Raw genomic sequence first — 20,361 nt, forward strand, 5'->3', positions numbered from 1 at the left:
CACATGTACGCAGTAATCAAAACCGGTGGTAAGCAGTATCGCGTTGAAGAAGGCGATGTTGTTCGCATCGAGAAAATTGAAGTGGCCACCGGCGAGTCCGTTGATTTCGACCAGGTGCTGCTGGTTGCTAATGGCGACGACGTGAAAGTCGGCCAGCCCATGCTGGATGGTGCCAAGGTAACCGCGGAAGTGCTGGAGCAAGGTCGTCACAAGAAGATTAAAATTGTGAAGTTCCGTCGCCGTAAGCATTCCCGTAAGCAACAGGGTCACCGTCAGTGGTACACTGCGGTGAAAATCACCGGGATCCAGGGCTGATCCTTAAGACCTGATTTTCAGAAATTGAGTAGAGAGGATTGAGACATGGCACATAAAAAAGCCGGTGGTAGTACTCGTAACGGTCGCGATTCGGAAAGTAAACGCCTTGGCGTTAAGCGTTATGGCGGCCAAGTTGTTAGTGCTGGCGAGATCATTGTTCGTCAGCGTGGCACTAAATTCCACGCTGGTGTAAACGCTGGTATGGGCAAAGACCACACCATCTTTGCCAAAGAAACCGGTCGAGTGAAGTTTGAAGTCAAAGGTCCGCTGAACCGCAAGTATGTGGTAATCGAGCCTGTGGCCTGATCCTGACGGATCCTAAAAAGCCCCGTGAGGCTCGCGCCCGCGGGGCTTTTTTGTACGTGTTTTTCGTGTTCCAACTCATGCCCTTTACCGTAAAATGGCATCTATCCCCTTGAGAGTCTGTTTCCCATGCAATTTGTCGATGAAGCCACTATTGATGTCCATGCCGGAAAAGGCGGCGACGGCTGTTTGAGTTTTCGTCGCGAAAAGTACGTGGAGTTTGGTGGGCCTGATGGCGGTGATGGCGGCGCCGGTGGGCATGTATTCGTGCAGGCTGACACCAATATCAACACCCTGGTGGATTACCGCTACGATCGTATCTTCAAGGCGCGCAACGGTGAGCCGGGAAAGGGTCGGCAAATGACCGGTAAGTCCGCTGAAGACATTATTCTGTATGTGCCGGTAGGAACCACCGTAGTGGACTTGGATACGGATGAGGTGCTGGCGGATCTAACCGATACGGATAAGCCGGTGATGGTGGCCCAGGCGGGTCGCGGTGGCTTGGGCAATATTCACTTCAAGAGCAGCGTGAACCAGGCGCCGCGGAAAACCACCAAAGGCAAGCCGGGCGAATCCCGACGTTTGCGGCTGGAGTTGAAGGTGTTGGCGGATGTGGGGCTGTTGGGTATGCCCAATGCGGGCAAGAGCACCTTGATTCGCGCCATTTCTGCGGCCAAGCCAAAAGTGGCGGATTACCCGTTTACAACGTTGATTCCCAATCTTGGTGTGGTGAAAGCCGATCGCTATCGCAGTTTTGTAGTGGCGGATATCCCGGGTCTGATTGAGGGGGCGGCTGAGGGAGCCGGCTTGGGGATTCGCTTTCTTAAGCATTTGGCCCGTACCCGCTTGCTGCTCCATGTGGTGGATTTGGCGCCAATGGATGGCTCTAGCCCCGCCAATCATATTGATGCCATTGCCGATGAGCTGGATCGCTTTTCCCCGGCTCTTGCGGAGCAGGAGCGGTGGCTGGTGTTTAACAAAATTGACTTGCTGGCCGATGATGAGGCTCAAGCTCAAGTAGATGCTATTGTCGATGAGTTGGGCTGGCAGGGGCCGGTGTTCAAGGTGTCTGCTGCGGCGGGCGTCGGCTGTGAAGATTTGGTTTACGCTTTAATGAATGCCATTGAGGACCGTCGCCTGCTGGAGCGAGAAGATCCTGCCTATGCTGCCGCCCAGCAGGACCTGCGAGCCCGCCTGGAAGAGGAGGCGCGGGAGCGGGTTCAGGAGCTCAAGGCTGAGGCGCGGCAGGCTCGCCAAAATGACGACGATGATGATCATGATGTGGAGGTTGTCTACGAGCCCTAGTGGACTTGTTCTGGTGCGCGTGAATGAATCAATGTCGGATGTTTGTCTCAGGTAATAAGGAGTGAGCGTGGCGGATCGCCAGCGTTGGGTAATCAAGATAGGCAGTGCCTTGCTGACCAATGACGGCAAGGGCTTGGATTGTGCGCTCATGCAAACCTGGGTGGATCGCATGGTCGCTCTGCGTGAGCGGGGCATTGAGGTGGTGATCGTCTCATCCGGGGCAGTGGCCGAAGGCATGACCCGCCTGGGTTGGTCCGCTCGCCCGGATTCAGTGCATGAGTTGCAGGCTGCCGCTGCGGTAGGGCAGATGGGGCTGGTGCAGGCCTGGGAGACCCGTTTTCAGCAGCACCAGCTGCATACCGCCCAGGTGCTACTTACCCATGATGACCTTTCTGACCGTAAGCGCTATCTCAATGCGCGCTCCACGCTGCTAACCTTGCTGGGCTTTGGTGTGGTGCCGGTGGTAAACGAAAACGATACCGTGGTTACCGATGAAATTCGCTTTGGCGATAACGACACGTTGGCGGCGTTGGTGGCCAATCTTGTAGAGGCTGATCGGCTGTTGATCCTGACGGATCAGGAGGGGTTGTTCGATGCAGACCCGCGTAGCAATGCTGATGCTAATCTGATTCGCGAAGCGCGTGCCTCGGACCCGGCCATTGTCCGTGTGGCTGGCGGCGGCGGTTTGTTGGGGCGCGGAGGTATGGCCACCAAGGTACGAGCTGGAAAGCTGGCGGCCCGTTCTGGTGCTATTACAACGATTGCGTCAGGGCGTAGTCCGGAGGTGTTGATTGAGCTTGCTGACGGACAGGGGCCGGGGACTACGCTGTTGCCGGATACCACGCCAATGAATGCACGCAAGCAATGGTTGGCAGGGCATTTGCAGATGCGTGGGCGGTTGGTGCTGGATGCTGGGGCGGTGGTGCGTTTGCGTGAAGGTGGCTCTAGCCTGTTGCCGGTAGGAGTGGTGGATGTGTTTGGCCAGTTTTCCCGTGGCGAAATGGTGGCCTGTGAAGATGAGCGTGGCGAGCGGGTTGGCTGTGGCCTGGTGAATTATGATGCGGCAGATGCGCGCCGGATTTGTCGTAAGAAAAGTGCTGAAATCGCCGGTGTGCTGGGTTTCATGAACGAGGAAGAGCTGATCCACCGGGATAACCTGGTGTTGATGGAGGCCGGGAGCCGGGTTTCGGGCGCTTGATGTGGGGGCTAGCTGGAATCTTTGCCGTCTGGTGCCCTTAAGTGTCAGACATAAAAAAACCGGCTTAGGGCCGGTTTTTTTATGTACACCAAGAGGCTTTGGCTTAGGCTTAGGCTGCCATTGCCTTGATCTTGGTGTTCAGGCGACTCTTGTGGCGAGCGGCCTTGTTTGGGTGAAACTTGCCCTTGCGGGTGGCTTTGTCCAGCACAGACACCGCTTGGTTGTAAGCTTCCTGAGCGCTGCCTTGGTCGCCGGACGCAATAGCCGCGTTCACCTTCTTCAGGTATGTGCGCACCATGGAGCGCATCGCTGCGTTGTGCTGACGGCGATTTTCCGCCTGACGCGCACGCTTGCGTGCTTGCGGTGAGTTAGCCAAGGTCCTGCTCCTATCTAAAATTCGAGGTCAAATTCGGTTTGTGACACTGGCCCCTAAGGGCTGACCTGGGTATCGGAAGCCACATCGTGGCTAAAAAATACACGGGTCACGGTCTAAAGACGCGCAACTATGCCGATCAAGGCGGCCTGTGTCAATGGTGAATGCCTGTTGAAATGATGATTGGCACGTGGCTCTCTGGCGGTTTGGGTGGCCTTTCGTTAACCTTCACCGGTTTCTTGGAGCGACAATGACCGATATCCCCGAACAACCCCCGAAAAAGGCAGGTTTGCTGGCCTCCACCGCCGTGGTGGCGACCATGACTATGCTGTCGCGGGTGCTGGGGTTGGTGCGTGATGTGGTTATCGCCAGAATGCTTGGCGCCTCCGCCGGTGCGGATGCTTTTTTTGTGGCATTGAAAATTCCTAATTTTCTGCGTCGATTGTTTGCCGAAGGGGCCTTTAATCAGGCCTTTGTGCCTGTGCTTAGTGAATATCGCAGCAAGGGTAGTATGGCGGCGACCAAGTTGCTGGTAGATCGAGTGGCGGGCACGTTAGGCGGCACTTTGATGTTAGTAACCCTGGTCGGGGTGCTGGCGGCACCGGGAATTATTTGGATATTCGCCCCGGGTTTTGGGGATGATCCGGCAAAACGGGCGCTGACGGTTGAGATGTTGCGCCTCACCTTTCCTTACCTGTTCTTCATTGCGCTTACCGCCTTTGCCGGTGGCATTCTCAATAGCTGGAACCGTTTTGCGGTGCCGGCGTTTACGCCGGTGTTGCTCAATCTGAGCCTGATCGGTTGTGCCCTGTTTCTGGCGCCACATTTTGCCGAGGAGCGCATGGCGGTGGCGCTGGCTTGGGGAGTGTTGATTGCCGGGATAGCCCAGCTTTTGTTCCAATTGCCATTTTTGGCTCGGCTGAACCTAATGCCGATCCCGCGCATGGGCTGGAGTGACCCCGGTGTCCGTAAGATCATGAGGCTGATGGCGCCGGCCCTGTTCGGGGCATCGGTTTATCAGCTTAATTCTTTGGTCAATACGATTCTGGCCTCTATGTTGGAAACGGGATCGGTGACCTGGCTGTACTACACGGATCGCTTGATTGAATTGCCTTTAGGGATTTTTGCGGTGGCCATTGGTACGGTAATTCTGCCCAGCTTATCCAGTAAACATGCGGATGCCTCTGCTGAGGCGTTCTCGAGGACCTTGGACTGGGCCATTCGGATGGTGTTGCTGGTTGGCTTGCCTGCGGCTTTGGCGTTGTTTGCTTTGGCCGAGCCATTGTTATCTACCCTGTTTCAATACGGTGAGTTTTCGGCGTTTGATGTGACGAAAACCGCCGCATCGCTTCGTGCGTATAGCGCGGGTTTGCTCGCCGCCATGTTGATCAAGGTTTTGGCGCCAGGGTTCTATGCGCGCCAAGATACACGCACCCCGGTGCGCATCGGGGTGTTGGCCATGCTGGCTAACATGCTGTTGGGCGCCTTGTTGGTGTGGGAGTGGCGTCATGTTGGCTTGGCCTCGGCCATGGCGTTATCGGCTTGGCTGAATGCTGGTTTGTTATATTTGGGCCTGCGCCGTAGTGGGGTGTACCAGCCGTTGTCAGGTTGGGGGTTGCAATGGTTGCGGATGTTGTTGGCCGGGGCGTCCATGGTGGCGGCTTGTTACTGGCTGTCACTGCAGACCACAGCCTGGAATGAGCCCGGAGTGTGGCCTCGAGTCGGCTGGCTGTCATTGATAGTGGCTGCGGGCGTGGCCATTTATTTGTCGTCACTGGTGGTGTTAGGTTTGCGGGTGCGGCACTTGCGCCGTTAGTGATTTCGCATTGTGGCGCTCGGGCGTGTGTCGTGGGCCTGCCCAACTCTGTATAATCGGGCGTCTTTTGATATGAGGGTGAGATGCGACTGATTCGCGGCATTCACAATCTGCGCGATACGCATCGCGGCTGTGTGGCTACCATCGGCAATTTCGATGGGGTGCATCAGGGCCATCAGCGCATTCTGGATCAGGTTATCGCAGAGGCCCGTGGCCGTGGCCTGAAAGCCACCGTGATGTTATTCGAGCCGCAACCCCAGGAGTTTTTTTCCCCCCAGACAGCGCCGCCGCGGCTGATGTCGCTGCGCGACAAGTTGATCGCCCTGCGCGAGGCCGGTGTGGATCAGGTGCTGTGTCTGCGCTTTGATGAGCGTTTTCGCTCTCTGACGGCGCAAGCCTTTGTGAAGGGCTTATTAGTAGATGGTTTGGGGGTGGAGTATCTGGTGGTGGGGGATGATTTTCGTTTTGGTTGTGGCCGAGATGGTGATTTTTCCTATTTGCAGCAGGCCGGAAAACAGTTTGATTTTGCGGTGACCGATACCGCCACCTGTGAAATTGAAGGTGATCGGGTGTCCAGCACCCGGGTGCGAGCAGCGCTAAGGGAGGGTGACTTCGCGTTAGCGGAGCGCTTGCTGGGGCGACCTTTTGCTATTAGTGGCCGGGTACGCCATGGCGACAAAATTGGCCGGACCTTGGGGCTGCCCACGGTGAATCTGGCGTTAAAACGTTTACAGTCCCCCTTGCATGGTGTTTTTGCGGTGGCGGTTACTGGCGCAGGGCTTACCGACCAGCCCGGGGCCGCCAATATGGGCACCCGTCCCACGGTGAATGGCACGGAGAATCGTTTGGAAGTATATCTGCTGGATTACGGTGATCCGGCGGGTAGCTCAGGCGATGCTCAGTGCTCGCATCAAGATAGCCTGTACGGCGCGCACCTGACAGTGGCCTTCCGCCATTATGTGCGCCCGGAAGAAAAATTCGCGGATCTGGACTTGTTGAAAACTGCCATCCGGCAGGACATAAACGCGGTCCGGGCCTTTTTTGATATGCCTACGGTGTAATAAGCGGAATCATGACGGACTACAAGGCAACGCTAAACCTTCCCCAAACCGGCTTTCCGATGAAAGCGGGCCTGTCCCAGCGTGAACCTGCGCGGCTCAAAGAGTGGCAGCAGAAGCAGCTGTACCAAAAGATTCGTGAGGCGTTTGCCGGCCGACCCAAGTTTATTCTTCATGACGGCCCTCCTTACGCCAATGGCGATATTCATATCGGCCATGCGGTAAACAAGATTCTCAAGGATATGATCGTCAAGTCTCGTACGTTGGCGGGTTTCGATGCCCCCTATGTACCCGGTTGGGACTGCCATGGTCTGCCCATTGAGCTAATGGTAGAAAAAAAGGTGGGTAAGGCCGGGCATAAAGTCGATGCAGGGACTTTCCGCAAGAAATGCCGTGAATACGCTAGCAAACAGGTGGCGGGGCAGAAGTCTGACTTTATGCGCCTGGGCGTGTTGGGTGACTGGGATAACCCCTACTTGACCATGGACTTTACTTTCGAGGCGAACATTATTCGCTCGCTGGGCAAGATTGTGGATAACGGTCACCTGCAGCAGGGCTTCAAACCCGTGCACTGGTGTCTGGATTGCGGCTCTGCGCTGGCGGAAGCCGAAGTTGAATACGAGGACAAAATCTCCCCGGCCATTGATGTGGCGTTTCCGGTGGTGGATGTGGCGGACTTTGTTGCCCGTTCGGGCATTGAGGCCAGCGCCCCGGCGTTGGTGATCTGGACCACGACTCCCTGGACTTTGCCGGCCAACCGGGCGGTGGCGGTGCATCCTGAGCTGGATTATGTGTTGTTGTCTGGCGAGTTGTCCGGTGTGGCCCGTGAACTGTTGGTGGCCGAGGCGCTGGCGGATGATTTGGTAACGCGCTGGGGGTTGGAGAATGTAACCCGTTCGGCGGCGGTTGCCGGTAGCAAGCTGGAAATGCTGGCCCTGCAGCACCCGTTTCTCGAGGCGCAGGTACCGGTGGTATTCGGTGAACATGTGACCACCGATGCCGGTACCGGCTTGGTGCATACGGCGCCGGGCCATGGTGTCGACGATTTTATGGTGGGTAAGCAATACGATCTAGACCCGATTAGCCCGGTGCTGGATAACGGCCTGTTCCGTGAGGACCTGCCCGTGGTAGGTGGCCTGCATGTGAGCAAGGCCAACGAGCCGGTGATTGAGGCCCTGAAAGACAGCGGTAACTTGGTCAAGCTGGCCAAAATTGAACACAGCTACCCGCATTGCTGGCGCCATAAAACACCGCTCATTTTCAGGGCGACAGCCCAGTGGTTTGTATCCATGGATCAAGCGGGGCTGTTGCCCCGTGCTCGCCAGGAAATTGATAAGGTGCAGTGGCTGCCTGAGTGGGGTAAGGCGCGTATCGAAGGCATGCTAACCGATCGTCCAGACTGGTGTATTTCCCGTCAGCGGACCTGGGGTGTGCCTATTGCTTTGTTCGTGAATAAGGAAACCAGCGAACTGCATCCACAAACCCCTGCCTTGATCGAACAGGTAGCGCAGCGGGTGGAGAAGGCGGGGGTTGATGCCTGGTTTGATCTGGACCCGGCGGAGCTGTTGGGTGATGAAGCGGATCAGTACAGCAAGGTCACCGATACGCTGGACGTATGGTTCGATTCTGGTGTGACTCATTATTGCGTGTTGGATCAGCGTGAACAGCTGCGCGCCCCGGCGGACCTGTATCTGGAAGGTTCGGATCAGCATCGCGGCTGGTTTCAGTCGTCTTTGCTAACCAGCTTGGCGATTCGTGATGCCGCTCCTTATAGTACGGTGTTGACCCATGGTTTTACCGTGGACGAGCACGGCCGCAAGATGTCCAAGTCCGTCGGCAACGTGATCGCGCCACAGGAAGTCTGGAACGACCTGGGTGCGGATATTCTGCGTCTTTGGGTGTGCGCCACTGACTACCGTGGTGAGATGTCCGTTTCCAAGGATATTCTCAAGCAAATGGGCGACAGCTATCGCCGTATTCGTAATACCAGCCGTTTCCTGTTGTCCAACCTGAGTGGTTTCGAGCCCGCTACGGATGCTCTGCAGCCAGAACAAATGCTGGCGCTGGACCGCTATATTGTGGATCGTGCACTGCAAGTGCAGGCTGAGATTCAGGACCTGTACGACGGTTATCATTTCCATCAGGTCTATCAGAAGCTGCATAACTTCTGCGCACTGGACCTGGGCGGTTTTTACCTGGATATCATCAAGGATCGCCAATACACCACCCAAGCGGATTCCGTGGCGCGGCGTTCCTGCCAGACCGCCTTGTACCATATTGCTCAAGCGCTGGTGCGCTGGATGGCGCCGGTGCTCAGCTTCACTGCTGAGGAAATCTACGAGAACCTGCCCGGTGAGCGGCTGGATTCCGTATTCCTGGCAGAGTGGTACGACGGCCTGTTTGCGCTGGCCGACAATGCCGATATGGGTCGGGCGTTCTGGGACAAAGTGCAGGACGCCAAGCAGGCGGTGAACAAGGCCATTGAAGGGGCCCGTGCCGCCAAGTTGATCAAGGGTAGCCTGAGCGCCGAAGTGGTGTTGTTTGTTGATGCGGAGCAGAACGCATTGTTGCAGCGTCTTGGCGATGAGCTGCGCTTTGTCACTATTACCTCCGCGGCAGTACTCAAGCCATTGGCAGAGGCACCGGCGGAGCTGGAAGACACGTCTGTAGCGGGATTGAAAGTGCAGGTGTTGGCTTCGGATCACGCCAAGTGCGCCCGTTGTTGGCATCACCAGCCGGATGTGGGGAGCCACGCTGAGCACCCTGAGTTGTGCGGGCGCTGCATTACCAATGTAGAGGGTGACGGCGAGGTTCGACACTATGCCTGATCACAAGTCGGACGTCGGGCGCCAGATGCCAGGCAGTGCCAAGAAATGGCTACCCGGTCAGCTGTCCTGGTTGTGGCTGACGACGCTGATTATCGTGCTGGATCAGTGGACCAAGCATGAAGTGGTGGCGGTGTTTACCCTGTATGAGCGGCTGGAAGTGTTTCCGCATTTTAATTTAACCCTGGCCTATAACAGCGGCGCCGCATTCAGCTTTCTGGCCGATGCAGGCGGCTGGCAGCGCTGGTTCTTTACTGCCATAGCGGTGGGCGCCTCGGTGATGATTTTGATCTGGCTGGCCCGGCTTACGGCTGCGGAAAAGCTGCAAGGGGTGGCGCTGTCGCTGATTCTGGCCGGTGCGTTGGGCAATTTTTACGATCGGTTGGTGTTGGGGCATGTGGTCGACTTTCTAGACTTCTACTGGGGCGATTATCATTTTCCCGCTTTCAATATTGCCGACACCGCCATTACCCTTGGGGCCGCATTGATCCTGCTGGAAATGCTGCTGTCAGCGAAAAGAGAGCGTAAAAATAATGAGTGAGTTGCTTCGCGTAGGCCCGGAAACCCGGATTACGCTGCATTTTGCCGTGCGTCTGATGGATGGCACGGATCTGGATTCTACCTTTGATGGCGAGCCTGCTTCTTTTGTATGGGGAGATGAATCTCTGCTGCCGGGTTTTGAAAATGCCATTCGTGGGCTTAAAGCTGGCGATCGCCGCAGTGTTTTTCTTGAGGCGGCCAAGGCCTTCGGTGAGTACAACGAGCAGAATGTGCAACATTTCACCCGTGACACCTTTGCCGAGCACGACTCTCTTGAGCCGGGTATGGTGCTGAGTTTTGCCGATGCGGGCGGCGCTGAATTGCCAGGCGTCATCGGTAAGGTCGATGAGGAGTGGGTCACGGTGGATTTCAATCACCCTTTGGCAGGCCGCGATCTCACCTTCGAGGTGGAAATCATTAGTATTGAACGCCATGCTCCCGAGCAGCCTGTGACGCTCAATTGACCGTTGCCGGTGGACAGCCGGCGGTGAAAAGAGGAACGTTCATGGTTAGGCGGACAAACAACGGGCCGGCGGAATGATTCTGGTTTTCCGCTGCCCATTATCCACAGTCAACCATCAGTTGAATTATGCAAATTCGTCTCGCTAATCCCCGCGGTTTCTGTGCTGGCGTGGATCGTGCCATCGACATCGTCAATCGCGCCTTGGAAGTGTTTGGGCCGCCGATCCATGTTCGTCACGAAGTGGTGCATAACCGCTATGTGGTGGAGGATTTACGCCAGCGCGGCGCTGTGTTCGTGGAAGAGCTGCACGAAGTGCCGGACGATGCCATTGTCATTTTCAGTGCCCACGGTGTCTCCAAAGCGGTGCAGGAAGAGGCCAAGCGTCGTCAGCTGCAGGTTTTCGATGCCACTTGCCCTCTGGTCACTAAGGTGCATATGGAAGTCATCCGTTATGCCCGCGAGGGACGCGAAAGCATCCTGATAGGCCATGCCGGTCACCCAGAAGTGGAAGGCACCATGGGGCAGTATGATAAATCCTATGGCGGTGATATCTATCTGGTGGAAGACGAAGCTGATGTGGTGGCCCTGACGGTGCGAGATGAAAGCAAATTGGCTTTCGTGACCCAAACCACACTGAGTGTGGACGATACTGCCCGGGTCATTGATGCTCTGCGCCAGCGGTTCCCGGCCATTATCGGCCCCAAACGCGAAGATATTTGTTACGCAACGACGAACCGGCAGGATGCCGTGCGGCAGTTGGCGCTGGAATGCGGCCTGGTGTTGGTGGTTGGTTCGGTGAATAGCTCTAATTCCAACCGCCTGCGTGAGCTGGCCGAGCGCTGTGGTGCGGAGGCTTATCTGATTGATGAGCCGTCCCAAATTGAAGCGAGCTGGCTGAAAGGCAAAGCCGCCGTCGGCGTCACCGCCGGAGCTAGTGCGCCTGAAGATCTAGTACAACAGGTTATCGCTACCCTGAAAAACCTAGGCGGTGAGGATGCCGAAGAAATCCCCGGCCGCGAAGAAAATATCCGCTTCTCCATGCCCAAGGCGCTACGCCCGTAGCGCTTGTCCTGCCTTTAGTACCGTTAACTCCTCGGCTTTATCTCTTAGCGCTTCAATATAAGCAATAAGCAAAAATTTGCTTCAGTCTACGCTTGAAGTGTGATGTTTTTCACGCGAAAAGTGCCAAAAGTCATTGTTTTTCAGCGGCTTATACCGTTCAGTGGCAGCAAGGGGCCACTGGTCTTCATTCAATTGAAGGCAGATCGGGTCTTGCTATCGTGATAGTCCGAATAAGATCAATAGACCGGGGCAGGGATGAAAACAGCATCAAAAAGCCACGCCCAGACAGGCTTTACCATCATCGAATTGATGATCGGGATTGCTGTGGCGGGCATTCTTTTGGTGGTTGCCGTACCAGCGTTTAATGACTTCCAGAAAAGAAACGCTCTGCGCTCTACGGCGGCTGACTTTATTACTGCGATTAATACTGCCCGCATTCAGGCGATCAATTTGAGAGTAACTGTAACGCTTAAGCCGATTTCAGGCTCGGACTGGGGGGGGGGCTGGGTAATTGATTACCCCGCATCGGTTCTCACAGAGGATGACCAGGAGTTCTTGCCGACAGGCAGCAGTAAAATTATTTCCGAGACCGGGCTGAGCAAAATTGAATTTCGTAGTAATGGTTTGTCGAACGCGGGTGAGGCTAAATTTTCTTTATGCGATGACCGTAGTGCAGAGGAAGGAAGAGCAATTACTGTTTCGCCCTTTGGCAAGGTCACCAACGAAGTGAAGAGCTGTAGCTGATGATGATCACGGGAAAACAACAACGTGGTGTGGGGCTTATCGAGGTGATGATTGCCTTGTTAGTGCTAGCAATTGGAGTGCTTGGCTATGCGGGAATGCAGCTTACCGCGCTGAAAGCCTCGGAGGATGCTAACAACCGAGCACAAGCCACTTTACTCGGACAGGATGCTCTTGAGCGTTTTCTTGCCAATGAAACCGCAATGGCTTCTTACACTGATGTAGATCAATGGCCAGATGAGAGTACGCCCCCTGGGGAAAAGCCGGATGTGCTGAATGATTGTATTACCAGCTCCTGTAATGCGAATGATCTTGCCTCGTGGGATATCAGCATGCTTGCGTGGCAGGCGGCGAATCAGTTGCCTGCGGGAATGATTGCGGTTGACGAATGTCAGCATGCTACCGGGATTAGTTGTGTGGTTGTTAGCTGGAACGATGATGAGCCTAATGACTGCATGACGAATGATGGCGTTAACACAGGTATAGGTACTTCTTGCGTGGTGCTGGAGGTAGCGCGATGAAAAAAAGCAAAGGTTTTAGTCTTGTCGAATTAATGGTGGCGATGCTTCTCGGTTTGCTTATCACCGGTGCGGCCTTGCAGCTTTTTCTTGCAAATCAACAATCCTTTGCTTTGCAGCAAACGTTGTCTCGGGTCCAGGAAGATGGCCAGCTTTTCGTTCGTTATCTTAGGGAGGATTTGCGAAGAGCCGGTTTGGAAATGGACGGTGTTACGGCGTTAACTGATGAGAAAGGGATTCGCTTCGCCACGGTAGGGACCGTTCCTGGCTCGGCAAACGGTAACGATTATGATCGGTTGACGTTGGCTTACCATGGAATGTCCGATTGTGAAGGTTCAGCAGTAACGATATTGAGTGAAGTAGTGAATACCTACTTCGTGAATAATGATGGGAAGCTTATCTGTAAAGGTAACTTGACTGGCGGCAATGGGGTCGTGCTATTAGATGGCGTGGAGGCCTTTGAGTTGCTCTACGGTATTGATGAGAATCAGGATGGTTACGCTAATGTAAGTCGTTATGTTGAAGCTGGGAATCAGGGCAGCTTTCCGGTTGTTGCTGTTCGCTTTTCTCTCCTACTTAAAGAAGAAAGTAACTCTTTACCGCAAAGTGATGGGAGCCGAAAGTTCTATGTGCTGACTAAGACAGTGAGCGAACCGGAAGATCGCTCTATTCGCCGTATTTTTATGTCGACGGTCAAAATGCGTAATTACAAGTGGGATGCCGTATGACTACCAATATGATTATCTGGAAACGTCAGCAGGGGGCAGCCCTGGTCGTTGCGCTGTTGATTCTAGTGGTGGTGTCCTTACTTGGTGTGTCGGCTATGAAATCCAGTGTATTTTCAGCAAAGGTTGCAACGGGGACCCAGGCAGATGCAATGACTTTTGAGGCTGCAGAAACCACCTTGGCGGAAGCATATAAAGAACTGAATAACATGTCGGGTGCGGATCTCTATACGAAGTTGGCGGGTGGCGAGTTACTCATCCGCTGTGTAACGGAGGAAGACACCACAAAAGAAGGGGCCTGCAGTCAAGGTGATGCCTTGGATTCTAGGGGGCTGATTGTTGCTCAGTCGTTTTCAAAATTGAATGGCTATGACCCTGTGCCTGGATCGCAAATTAGCACCACGGGTGGAGGGGCTATTTTTGTAGATTATAAGATCGCGATGTTAGGCGAGAGCGAAATGAGTAGTTTTAACCTGGATAATCACCACCTTCAGGAGGCCTTGAAGCGGGGTATAAAACCAGGATCCGAAATTGAATAGGAGGGGACAATGAGCTATTCAAAAAAGGTTTATCTACTGGTGCTTATGGTGTTTATGGCTCCTGTTGCAATTCATGCAGATGACACTGAGATTTATTATTCTCAGGCTGCTGCAGGTGGGAGCGAGAATAAGCCTTCTGCCAATGTAATGGTTCTTTTGGATACCTCTGGCAGTATGCGTTTTTGTAAAAATAGCGAGGCCAATGTTGCTTGGTGCAGTGATGTTGAAGAGCGACGCATCAACATGCTGGAAGATGCAATGCATGTATTGATCGACTCCGTTCCTGGAGATGTAAAGATGGGACTGGGTCGATTTAATGCCGGCTATAACTGTAATAGCGGGCGTAATACTTGCGGAGCTCATGTTCTTCTGCCGGTAACCGATATTGATGAAAAAACTAAAAGAGTCTTCAAGGATACGGTTTCTTCCCTGAATTCTGCAGGGGGCTCTCCAAGCGGTCCTAGCGATGGAGCCCCTTACGGTAGTACGCCTACCGCTGAAGCCTACTGGGAGATGGGGCGTTACATGATTGGAAGTTCCCCTCAAAGCTATACTTCCTACGGCGATAGTTCTAATGATGACAACACTAGTGAAGTTTGCCTCGAATACGAAGAAAACCAGACATGCAGTAATGTTAATGTCTATGGGTGGATGGATTTGCCGGCTAACGATTCATGTAATACTAGTTCGTCTACATGTCGCCGGGAGTGCGTGAGTCGGTGGCTTGTGTTTTGTCAAGAATACGTTTACCAGCGCTATCAGATAGTGGGCCAAGAGCAGGAGTGTGAAACCACAGAGATCTGTGTTGACGAAAAAAAGATCGTGGATAATGGCAACTATGTTTCACCAAGAAACACTGCCAATGAATGTGAGAGTAATCATATTGTTCTGTTTACAGACGGAGAGGCTAATGATGTGAATCTCCCCTGTGGCGGCGGTTCATCCTATGATTGTCAGCGTGCTATCTCTGATTATCTTGATCGCGATTTCGAAATAAAGACCTACAACGTAGGCTTGCACATGGAGGACAATCGAGCAGATATGGAAACAGTGTCCTCCGATGGGGCTGATGGCACCTATACCGCCTCTGATGCGGAGTCACTTGCTAGTGCGTTCCTTGATATTTTTGATCTGATCGAAAAAGAATCTCGCTCTATTGCGGCTCCAGGTGTTGCAATTAACCAGATGGACCGATTTCAGCATCTAGATCAACTCTATTATTCCGTATTTGAGCCGAGTGAAAATAGTTATTGGCAAGGAAATTTGAAACGTTACCAGCTTGAAGATGGTGTTATTAAGGGTAAGAACGGACCAGCAGTTGACCAAGATACCGGTTTCTTTAAGGAGTTTTCTCAGAGTTTCTGGAGTGATGAAGTTGATGGCTATGACGCTAAAATCGGCGGGGCTCGAGAGGAGGTTTCGTCGCGACGACTTTTCTATACTACTGCTGGAGGCGATACCCGTAAGATCGACTGGGAAAATATAGCAAACAATAATCTAACAAAGGAAAGCTTTGGCCTCAATTCAGGTGCTGACGATGATGAGCTTGAAAACCTTCTCGATGAAATGAAGGTGATGTGGGGTGATCCGCTCCATAGTGTTCCGGTAATGGTCAACTATGGAGGTGATAGTGACAATAATATTGTTTTCGTTTCAAACAATGGCGGCATGCTTCATGCCGTCGATGCTAAAAACGGGGAGGAAAAGTTTGCTTTTATGCCTTACGAATTTTTTTCTAGGGCGAATGAATACACAACGGAACGCTTAGCGCTTAAGGATAGAAATATACGACAAAGCTATGGGCTAGACGGGAGCTGGGTGGCTTGGCGTCGTCCGGGTGATACCGTCGATGCCAAGCCTTCGGATGTGTTCCTCTACGGTGGAATGCGCCGGGGAGGGCGAGACTACTATGCAGTGGATGTCGGTAATATTAGTAGCCCTTCGATGATGTGGCAGATTAAAGGTGGTAGTGGTGACTTTTCCAATTTAGGGCAAACGTGGTCAACACCAACGCTTACCCAGATTCCTGTGGGGGGCGAGAATGTGCCTGTACTGGTTTTTGGTGGAGGGTATGACTCTGCTGCTCATGATAAGAAGCAGGGGAAGAGCAGAGGTAACGGCGATTCGATGGGTAACGCGATCTACATTGTTGATGCCCGCACAGGAGAATTAATCTGGTCGGCCAGTGATACTGGTGCCAGTACGAATGTTGCGAGTATGAAGTGGTCTATCCCGAGCAGTATTGCTGTTGTTGATAAAGAGTTTGATGGAATAGCAGATTATCTATATTTCGGTGATCTGGGAGGTCAAGTATTCCGGGTTGATATTGATCAGACCGGAGGAAAGAAAATGAAAGTGCACCGCTTGGCAAGGGTTAGTGGTTCTAGTGTCTCAGATAATCGCCGTATTTATGAAGCACCTTCGGTTGTTTATTTAAATGATAACGGTGTGAATACTTTGTATGTTGCTGTTGCTACAGGGTATCGCTCTCACCCTCTTGATGAAAATATCAGTGATGGCATTTTTGTTATAAAGGACAAGACCGCCTTATCAACGTCAATGGATGCGCCAGATGATGTGATGCTGTCGCAGCTTACTGATGTGGCTACAGGTACGCCGGAAGAAAGTGATATGGGGTGGTATTACTTGCTTGAGAAGGGTGAGAAATCATTGGCTTCGCCGGTTGTTTTCAAAAATATTTTACGCTTCACTACGTATAAACCAGAGAAGGCCGTTGGCGATGATGATAGTGCTTGTTCTGTGAGTTTTGGGAAGTCTTTTTTACACACGGTAAATATTGAAACGGCAGAGCCGGCCAGTTTTAATAATGACGGTAACGTTCCAACGAGTCGTAGTGAAGAGCTTGAGCAAACCACTCCTCCCCCATCGCCAGTACTAGTAACCGATGGTGAAGGTAATGTGTATGTGGTCGTGGGTACTGAAGTAATTGGTGCTGAAGACTTGGGTTATACGCACTTAAGAAAACGTCGCTGGTATCAGATGGATAAAACCAAAGCGAATGAATTTAAGGCGCCTTAAGCGAGTGACGAGGTTGTGTATGATGTCTGGAAAATCGGTGTGTAAAGGCCGTGATCAGCAAGGCTTTACCCTGATTGAGCTGATGATTGTGGTGGTGATAGTGGCGATTCTCGCCTCTATTGCTTACCCCAGTTATACCCGTTATGTGCAGGATACTCGCCAGGCGGAAGCGCAGGGTGAGATGATGGCCTTGGCTGGTGCACTTGAGCGGTACCGAGCAAAGAACTTTTCCTACAAAGGTGCCAACACTAAGCTGGCAGTTCTATCGCCAGTGCTTGCCAATAGTGACTATTTCACTACTGCAATCTCCGTGACGGGAACGGGGAGTCAGCAGTATGAAATTACAGTGACGCCGAAAACGGGCGTAATGACGGGCACCGAAGTGTTGAAGATCAATAGTGAAGGGCAGACATGTATGAAGGTTTCTGGCTGCACTATTGGCACGGACGATTCTTGGAAAGAACATTAATCGCAGTCTTCCGGTTTGGCCGTCTCCACTCTAGGGCGGCCAATCCAGTTCATGGTAATTCTTCTTGCCGCGACAGGGTTGCATAGATAAAAGCTGCCATTTTGGAAATGGCTGTTGCCCTTGTTGTGAAAGACCAACGCATTACCTTTGAAACGTTTCCAGATTAGGCGTGTTTGCCCTGGGAGCTGGTAGTGCTCAATGATTTCGGATGCGTTCAGATTTCCATCGTTGTTTCGATCGAACCCCATCCAAACTTGTTGTGTTTCCTCGAATTTATTACAACCGTTTTGTCCATCGCAGATCATGCGGTTACCATCGGTAATCGCCCCGGCACGAGCCTGTCTTATCAGGCTGTGCAATGTCATGGTGGCTGTGCGAACTTGATAGCGAGGAATGATGTCATTCCACGCATAGGAAGCACAGACAGAAAGAACACCGATGATAGTGATGCTTGTCAATATTTCAATCAGCGTTAAACCGTATTGTTGTGGGCGTTGATAGTGGCGGGCCATCTTTAGGGCTCCCATAGCAATGCATAAAAGCCTACGGGAGAATGCGCTGGGTGGTTATGCTATTGTTGCCATCCTTAATGTCTGCTGTTTCCTCATATTGCCATGTCTGATGTGCTCGTTGTAGGTGGTGGAATTATCGGTCTTTTTTGTGCGCTTGAGCTTACAAAGCGAGGCAGGAAAGTGACGATCATTGATGCCCCAGATAAATATCCGCCGGCCTCTTGGGCCGGTGGCGGCATTCTTTCCCCTTTATATGCTTGGCGTTATTGCGATGCTATGACGCTCTTGTCGGTAAATGCGTTTTCCCGTTATCAGAAAGTTTTGGAAGAGTGTGATTCGGCAGGTATACCTGGTTGTGGCTCACTGTTGCATGGCGGTGGTTTGTGGGTTGAAACGGCAGAAGAGGATGCTGCTCTAGCATTTGAATGGGCACAACGCTGGCATATTCCAGTACAAGCGGTCTTGGCCCATGAGCAAATGGAAGAATCTGCTGCTGGCGGAGGGCTGTTGTTTCCGTCACTGGGTAATATTCGTAATCCGGGTGTACTAAGAGTGTTGCGTGCGTATTTGCTGCGGTTGGGCGTGCGCTTTGAGTCGGCCATTATTCGCCATGTTCGGCCGTTGAATCTGGGTGGGGAAGTTGGGGCTGCTGATGGACGACGCTGGCACAGCGATGCCGTTGTGATCAGTGCTGGGCATGCAGCCCCAGGCCTTTTGCTCTCCATGGGGGTTACACTGCCGCTTTTTCCTGCAAAAGGTGAGATGTTGCTGTATCACATGCAGCCCGGTCAGGTGCCTGCGGTTATGTTGACTGAGCGAGGATATCTGATTCCGCGGCACGATGGCTCCGTGCTGGTGGGGTCAACGCTGAGGCGAGGCGATAATACGACATACCCTACCGTAGCTGGGCGTTATCAGTTAGAGCGGTTGGCGGCGAGATTATGGCCGGAGCTGGCATCCTGTTCGCCAGCCTTTCATTGGGCAGGGGTGCGACCGGGCTGTGAGCGTGATATTCCGTTTATTGGTTCGGTACCAGGAACCAATGGGGTGTTTGCGGCTGTTGGCCATTATCGAAACGGGCTGGTGGCGGCGCCGGCCAGTGCGGAGTTGCTCGCCCAGTTGATTACTGGCGAGCAAACCTTTGTTGATCCCGAGCCTTATTCGTTATCGTCTGTTTCGTCGTCATCACGGTCCAGCTCCAGCTTTTTCAATCGGTAGCGCAAAGAGCGGAAGGTCATGCCGAGTTTTTTTGCGGCGGCGGTACGATTCCAGTGAGTTGTATCCAGAGCCTTGAGTATTTCCTGTTTTTCGATTTCCTGAAGAAACTCTTCCAGGGGCTGTTCGCTGGGTCTTATGGGGGGGGGCGAGGTTGAAGTGCTAGAACGGTTTGAGGCCAGCCCAGAACGGTTTGATGGTAGGCGCAGGTGTTCGGGGAGAATAGTGTTGCCGTCACACAATGTTAGCGCCCGCTCCAGGGTGTTTTCCAACTCCCTGACATTGCCGGGAAACGCGTAGTTGCCAATGGCATTCACCGCGTCAGAGCTAACGCTGGGCGGCGGAATTTCCCAGGCTTGGCTGAGCCGGTCGAGAATATGCCGAACCAGCTTTGGAATATCTTCACGTCGCTCGCGTAACGGCGGAACGTGAGCCTCGATAACATTAAGCCGATAGAAAAGATCCTGACGAAAACGCCCCTCTTCCATTTCGTCTTCCAGGTTCTTGTGGGTGGCGCAGAGAATCCGTAGATTGACTTGGAATTCCTTGGCTTCGCCTACCGGTCGAACGGATTTTTCCTGAATGGCTCGTAGCAGTTTGACCTGCATATGTAAGGGAAGGTCGGCCACTTCATCGAGAAATAAGGTGCCGCCATCAGCTTCGCGGAACAGTCCCTTTCGGTCTTCCACCGCGCCGGTAAATGCGCCTTTGCGATGGCCAAAAAATTCACTTTCCATTAGTTCAGACGGTATGGCGCCGCAGTTTACTGCCACAAACGGTTTTTCCCGGCGCGGTCCTAACGTGTGAATTAATCGTGCGATACGCTCTTTACCGCTTCCTGATTCGCCACTTATATAAATAGGCGCTTGGCTGCGCGCCAACTTTCGAACCTGGCTTTTTAGCGCGACCATGCTGGGCGCGTCACCAATCAGATTATCTTCTTCTTCATGGTGTTCTTCGACTTCGTTGATGCCCAGCCCGTCTTCAATTAACTGCCTTAATCGGTCAAGAGCGACAGGCTTGGCAATAAAATCATAGGCGCCATATTTCATCGCATCGGTGGCGGTTTTCATGCTGCCGTAGGCGGTTATTACGGCAGTGGGCATAGTCGGACAATATTGTGAAATGAATTGGAGAAGCTCTAGGCCGGTACCATCCCCCAGGTTCATATCTGTCAGGCAGAGATCGTAGTGTGCCTCTTTAAGGCGCTGTTTGGCAGTGGACAGAGAGTCGGCGGCGGTGGCCTGAAGTTTCATGCGGCCGAGCGTGATGACCAGCAGTTCGCGCAGGTCAGCTTCATCGTCAACAACCAATACGTGGGGGGCTTCTGCACTCATAAGCGATT

At 53.1% G+C, this 20,361-nt stretch carries 20 protein-coding genes; 17 read left to right on the plus strand and 3 right to left on the minus strand.

Features of this window, described 5'->3' with window-relative positions:
* Positions 1–3: 3 nt before the first annotated feature.
* The 4 genes from rplU to proB all read left to right on the plus strand — a co-directional run bounded on the left by rplU (position 4) and on the right by proB (position 3,121).
* Positions 4–315 carry a 50S ribosomal protein L21 gene (gene rplU, locus AS19_RS02355; protein ID WP_007148862.1) on the plus strand — a complete coding sequence of 104 codons (312 nt, stop codon included), beginning with the start codon at positions 4–6 and terminating at the stop codon, positions 313–315.
* Between the two features lie 45 nt (positions 316–360).
* Positions 361–621, plus strand: a complete 261-nt coding sequence (rpmA, locus tag AS19_RS02360; protein ID WP_011587739.1) for a 50S ribosomal protein L27 — start codon at positions 361–363, stop codon at positions 619–621.
* 126 nt (positions 622–747) lie between these two features.
* Positions 748–1,923 carry an Obg family GTPase CgtA gene (gene cgtA, locus AS19_RS02365; RefSeq protein ID WP_011587740.1) on the plus strand — a complete coding sequence of 392 codons (1,176 nt, stop codon included), beginning with the start codon at positions 748–750 and terminating at the stop codon, positions 1,921–1,923.
* Between the two features lie 67 nt (positions 1,924–1,990).
* A complete protein-coding gene (proB, locus tag AS19_RS02370; protein WP_011587741.1) occupies positions 1,991–3,121 on the plus strand; it encodes a glutamate 5-kinase in 1,131 nt (376 codons plus the stop codon).
* A gap of 109 nt (positions 3,122–3,230) precedes the next feature.
* Here the strand turns inward: proB and rpsT are convergent, their stop codons facing one another.
* Positions 3,231–3,497 carry a 30S ribosomal protein S20 gene (rpsT, locus tag AS19_RS02375; RefSeq protein WP_011587742.1) on the minus strand — a complete coding sequence of 89 codons (267 nt, stop codon included), beginning with the start codon at positions 3,495–3,497 and terminating at the stop codon, positions 3,231–3,233.
* A 247-nt stretch (positions 3,498–3,744) separates the two neighbouring features.
* Here rpsT and murJ point away from each other — a divergent pair, with 247 nt between their 5' ends.
* The 12 genes from murJ (at position 3,745) to AS19_RS02435 (ending at position 17,289) form a co-directional block, all read left to right on the plus strand.
* Positions 3,745–5,310 (plus strand): murein biosynthesis integral membrane protein MurJ, encoded by a 1,566-nt coding sequence (gene murJ, locus AS19_RS02380; protein WP_011587743.1) that lies wholly within the window; start codon positions 3,745–3,747, stop codon positions 5,308–5,310.
* A gap of 83 nt (positions 5,311–5,393) precedes the next feature.
* Entirely contained in the window at positions 5,394–6,371 is a 978-nt protein-coding gene (ribF, locus tag AS19_RS02385) for a bifunctional riboflavin kinase/FAD synthetase (RefSeq protein WP_011587744.1), read from the plus strand.
* 11 nt (positions 6,372–6,382) lie between these two features.
* On the plus strand, positions 6,383–9,196 hold the full coding sequence (gene ileS, locus AS19_RS02390) for an isoleucine--tRNA ligase (RefSeq protein WP_011587745.1): 2,814 nt from the start codon (positions 6,383–6,385) through the stop codon (positions 9,194–9,196).
* Entirely contained in the window at positions 9,189–9,734 is a 546-nt protein-coding gene (gene lspA / locus AS19_RS02395; protein WP_144412618.1) for a signal peptidase II, read from the plus strand. The genes ileS and lspA overlap by 8 nt, the downstream gene beginning before the upstream one ends.
* Positions 9,727–10,197 (plus strand): FKBP-type peptidyl-prolyl cis-trans isomerase, encoded by a 471-nt coding sequence (gene fkpB / locus AS19_RS02400; protein WP_011587747.1) that lies wholly within the window; start codon positions 9,727–9,729, stop codon positions 10,195–10,197. Before lspA ends, fkpB begins: the two co-directional genes overlap by 8 nt.
* A gap of 125 nt (positions 10,198–10,322) precedes the next feature.
* Positions 10,323–11,258, plus strand: coding sequence for a 4-hydroxy-3-methylbut-2-enyl diphosphate reductase (ispH, locus tag AS19_RS02405; RefSeq protein WP_011587748.1), 936 nt, complete (start codon positions 10,323–10,325; stop codon positions 11,256–11,258).
* 255 nt (positions 11,259–11,513) lie between these two features.
* Positions 11,514–12,002: a GspH/FimT family pseudopilin gene (locus AS19_RS02410; RefSeq protein ID WP_011587749.1), complete on the plus strand. Its 489-nt coding sequence runs from the start codon at positions 11,514–11,516 to the stop codon at positions 12,000–12,002.
* Positions 12,002–12,520, plus strand: a complete 519-nt coding sequence (pilV, locus tag AS19_RS02415; protein ID WP_011587750.1) for a type IV pilus modification protein PilV — start codon at positions 12,002–12,004, stop codon at positions 12,518–12,520. The genes AS19_RS02410 and pilV overlap by 1 nt, the downstream gene beginning before the upstream one ends.
* A complete protein-coding gene (locus tag AS19_RS02420) occupies positions 12,517–13,245 on the plus strand; it encodes a PilW family protein (RefSeq protein WP_041704818.1) in 729 nt (242 codons plus the stop codon). Before pilV ends, AS19_RS02420 begins: the two co-directional genes overlap by 4 nt.
* Positions 13,242–13,781, plus strand: a complete 540-nt coding sequence (locus tag AS19_RS02425; protein ID WP_035459259.1) for a PilX N-terminal domain-containing pilus assembly protein — start codon at positions 13,242–13,244, stop codon at positions 13,779–13,781. The genes AS19_RS02420 and AS19_RS02425 overlap by 4 nt, the downstream gene beginning before the upstream one ends.
* 9 nt (positions 13,782–13,790) lie before the next feature.
* Positions 13,791–16,820, plus strand: a complete 3,030-nt coding sequence (locus tag AS19_RS02430; RefSeq protein ID WP_011587753.1) for a PilC/PilY family type IV pilus protein — start codon at positions 13,791–13,793, stop codon at positions 16,818–16,820.
* A gap of 19 nt (positions 16,821–16,839) precedes the next feature.
* Entirely contained in the window at positions 16,840–17,289 is a 450-nt protein-coding gene (locus AS19_RS02435; protein ID WP_011587754.1) for a type IV pilin protein, read from the plus strand.
* Here the strand turns inward: AS19_RS02435 and AS19_RS02440 are convergent.
* Complete coding sequence (locus AS19_RS02440; RefSeq protein ID WP_041704821.1) at positions 17,286–17,801, minus strand: GspH/FimT family pseudopilin; 516 nt, start codon at positions 17,799–17,801, stop codon at positions 17,286–17,288. The two genes, AS19_RS02435 and AS19_RS02440, sit on opposite strands and share 4 nt — an antisense overlap.
* Before the next feature lie 102 nt (positions 17,802–17,903).
* Here AS19_RS02440 and AS19_RS02445 point away from each other — a divergent pair, with 102 nt between their 5' ends.
* Entirely contained in the window at positions 17,904–19,019 is a 1,116-nt protein-coding gene (locus AS19_RS02445; protein WP_046961665.1) for an FAD-binding oxidoreductase, read from the plus strand.
* Here AS19_RS02445 and AS19_RS02450 read toward each other — a convergent pair.
* On the minus strand, positions 18,959–20,353 hold the full coding sequence (locus tag AS19_RS02450; protein WP_046961666.1) for a sigma-54 dependent transcriptional regulator: 1,395 nt from the start codon (positions 20,351–20,353) through the stop codon (positions 18,959–18,961). The two genes, AS19_RS02445 and AS19_RS02450, sit on opposite strands and share 61 nt — an antisense overlap.
* Between the last annotated feature and the right edge of the window lie 8 nt (positions 20,354–20,361).

This window comes from Alcanivorax sp. NBRC 101098 (genome assembly GCF_001010505.1).
Taxonomy (GTDB): domain Bacteria; phylum Pseudomonadota; class Gammaproteobacteria; order Pseudomonadales; family Alcanivoracaceae; genus Alcanivorax; species Alcanivorax borkumensis.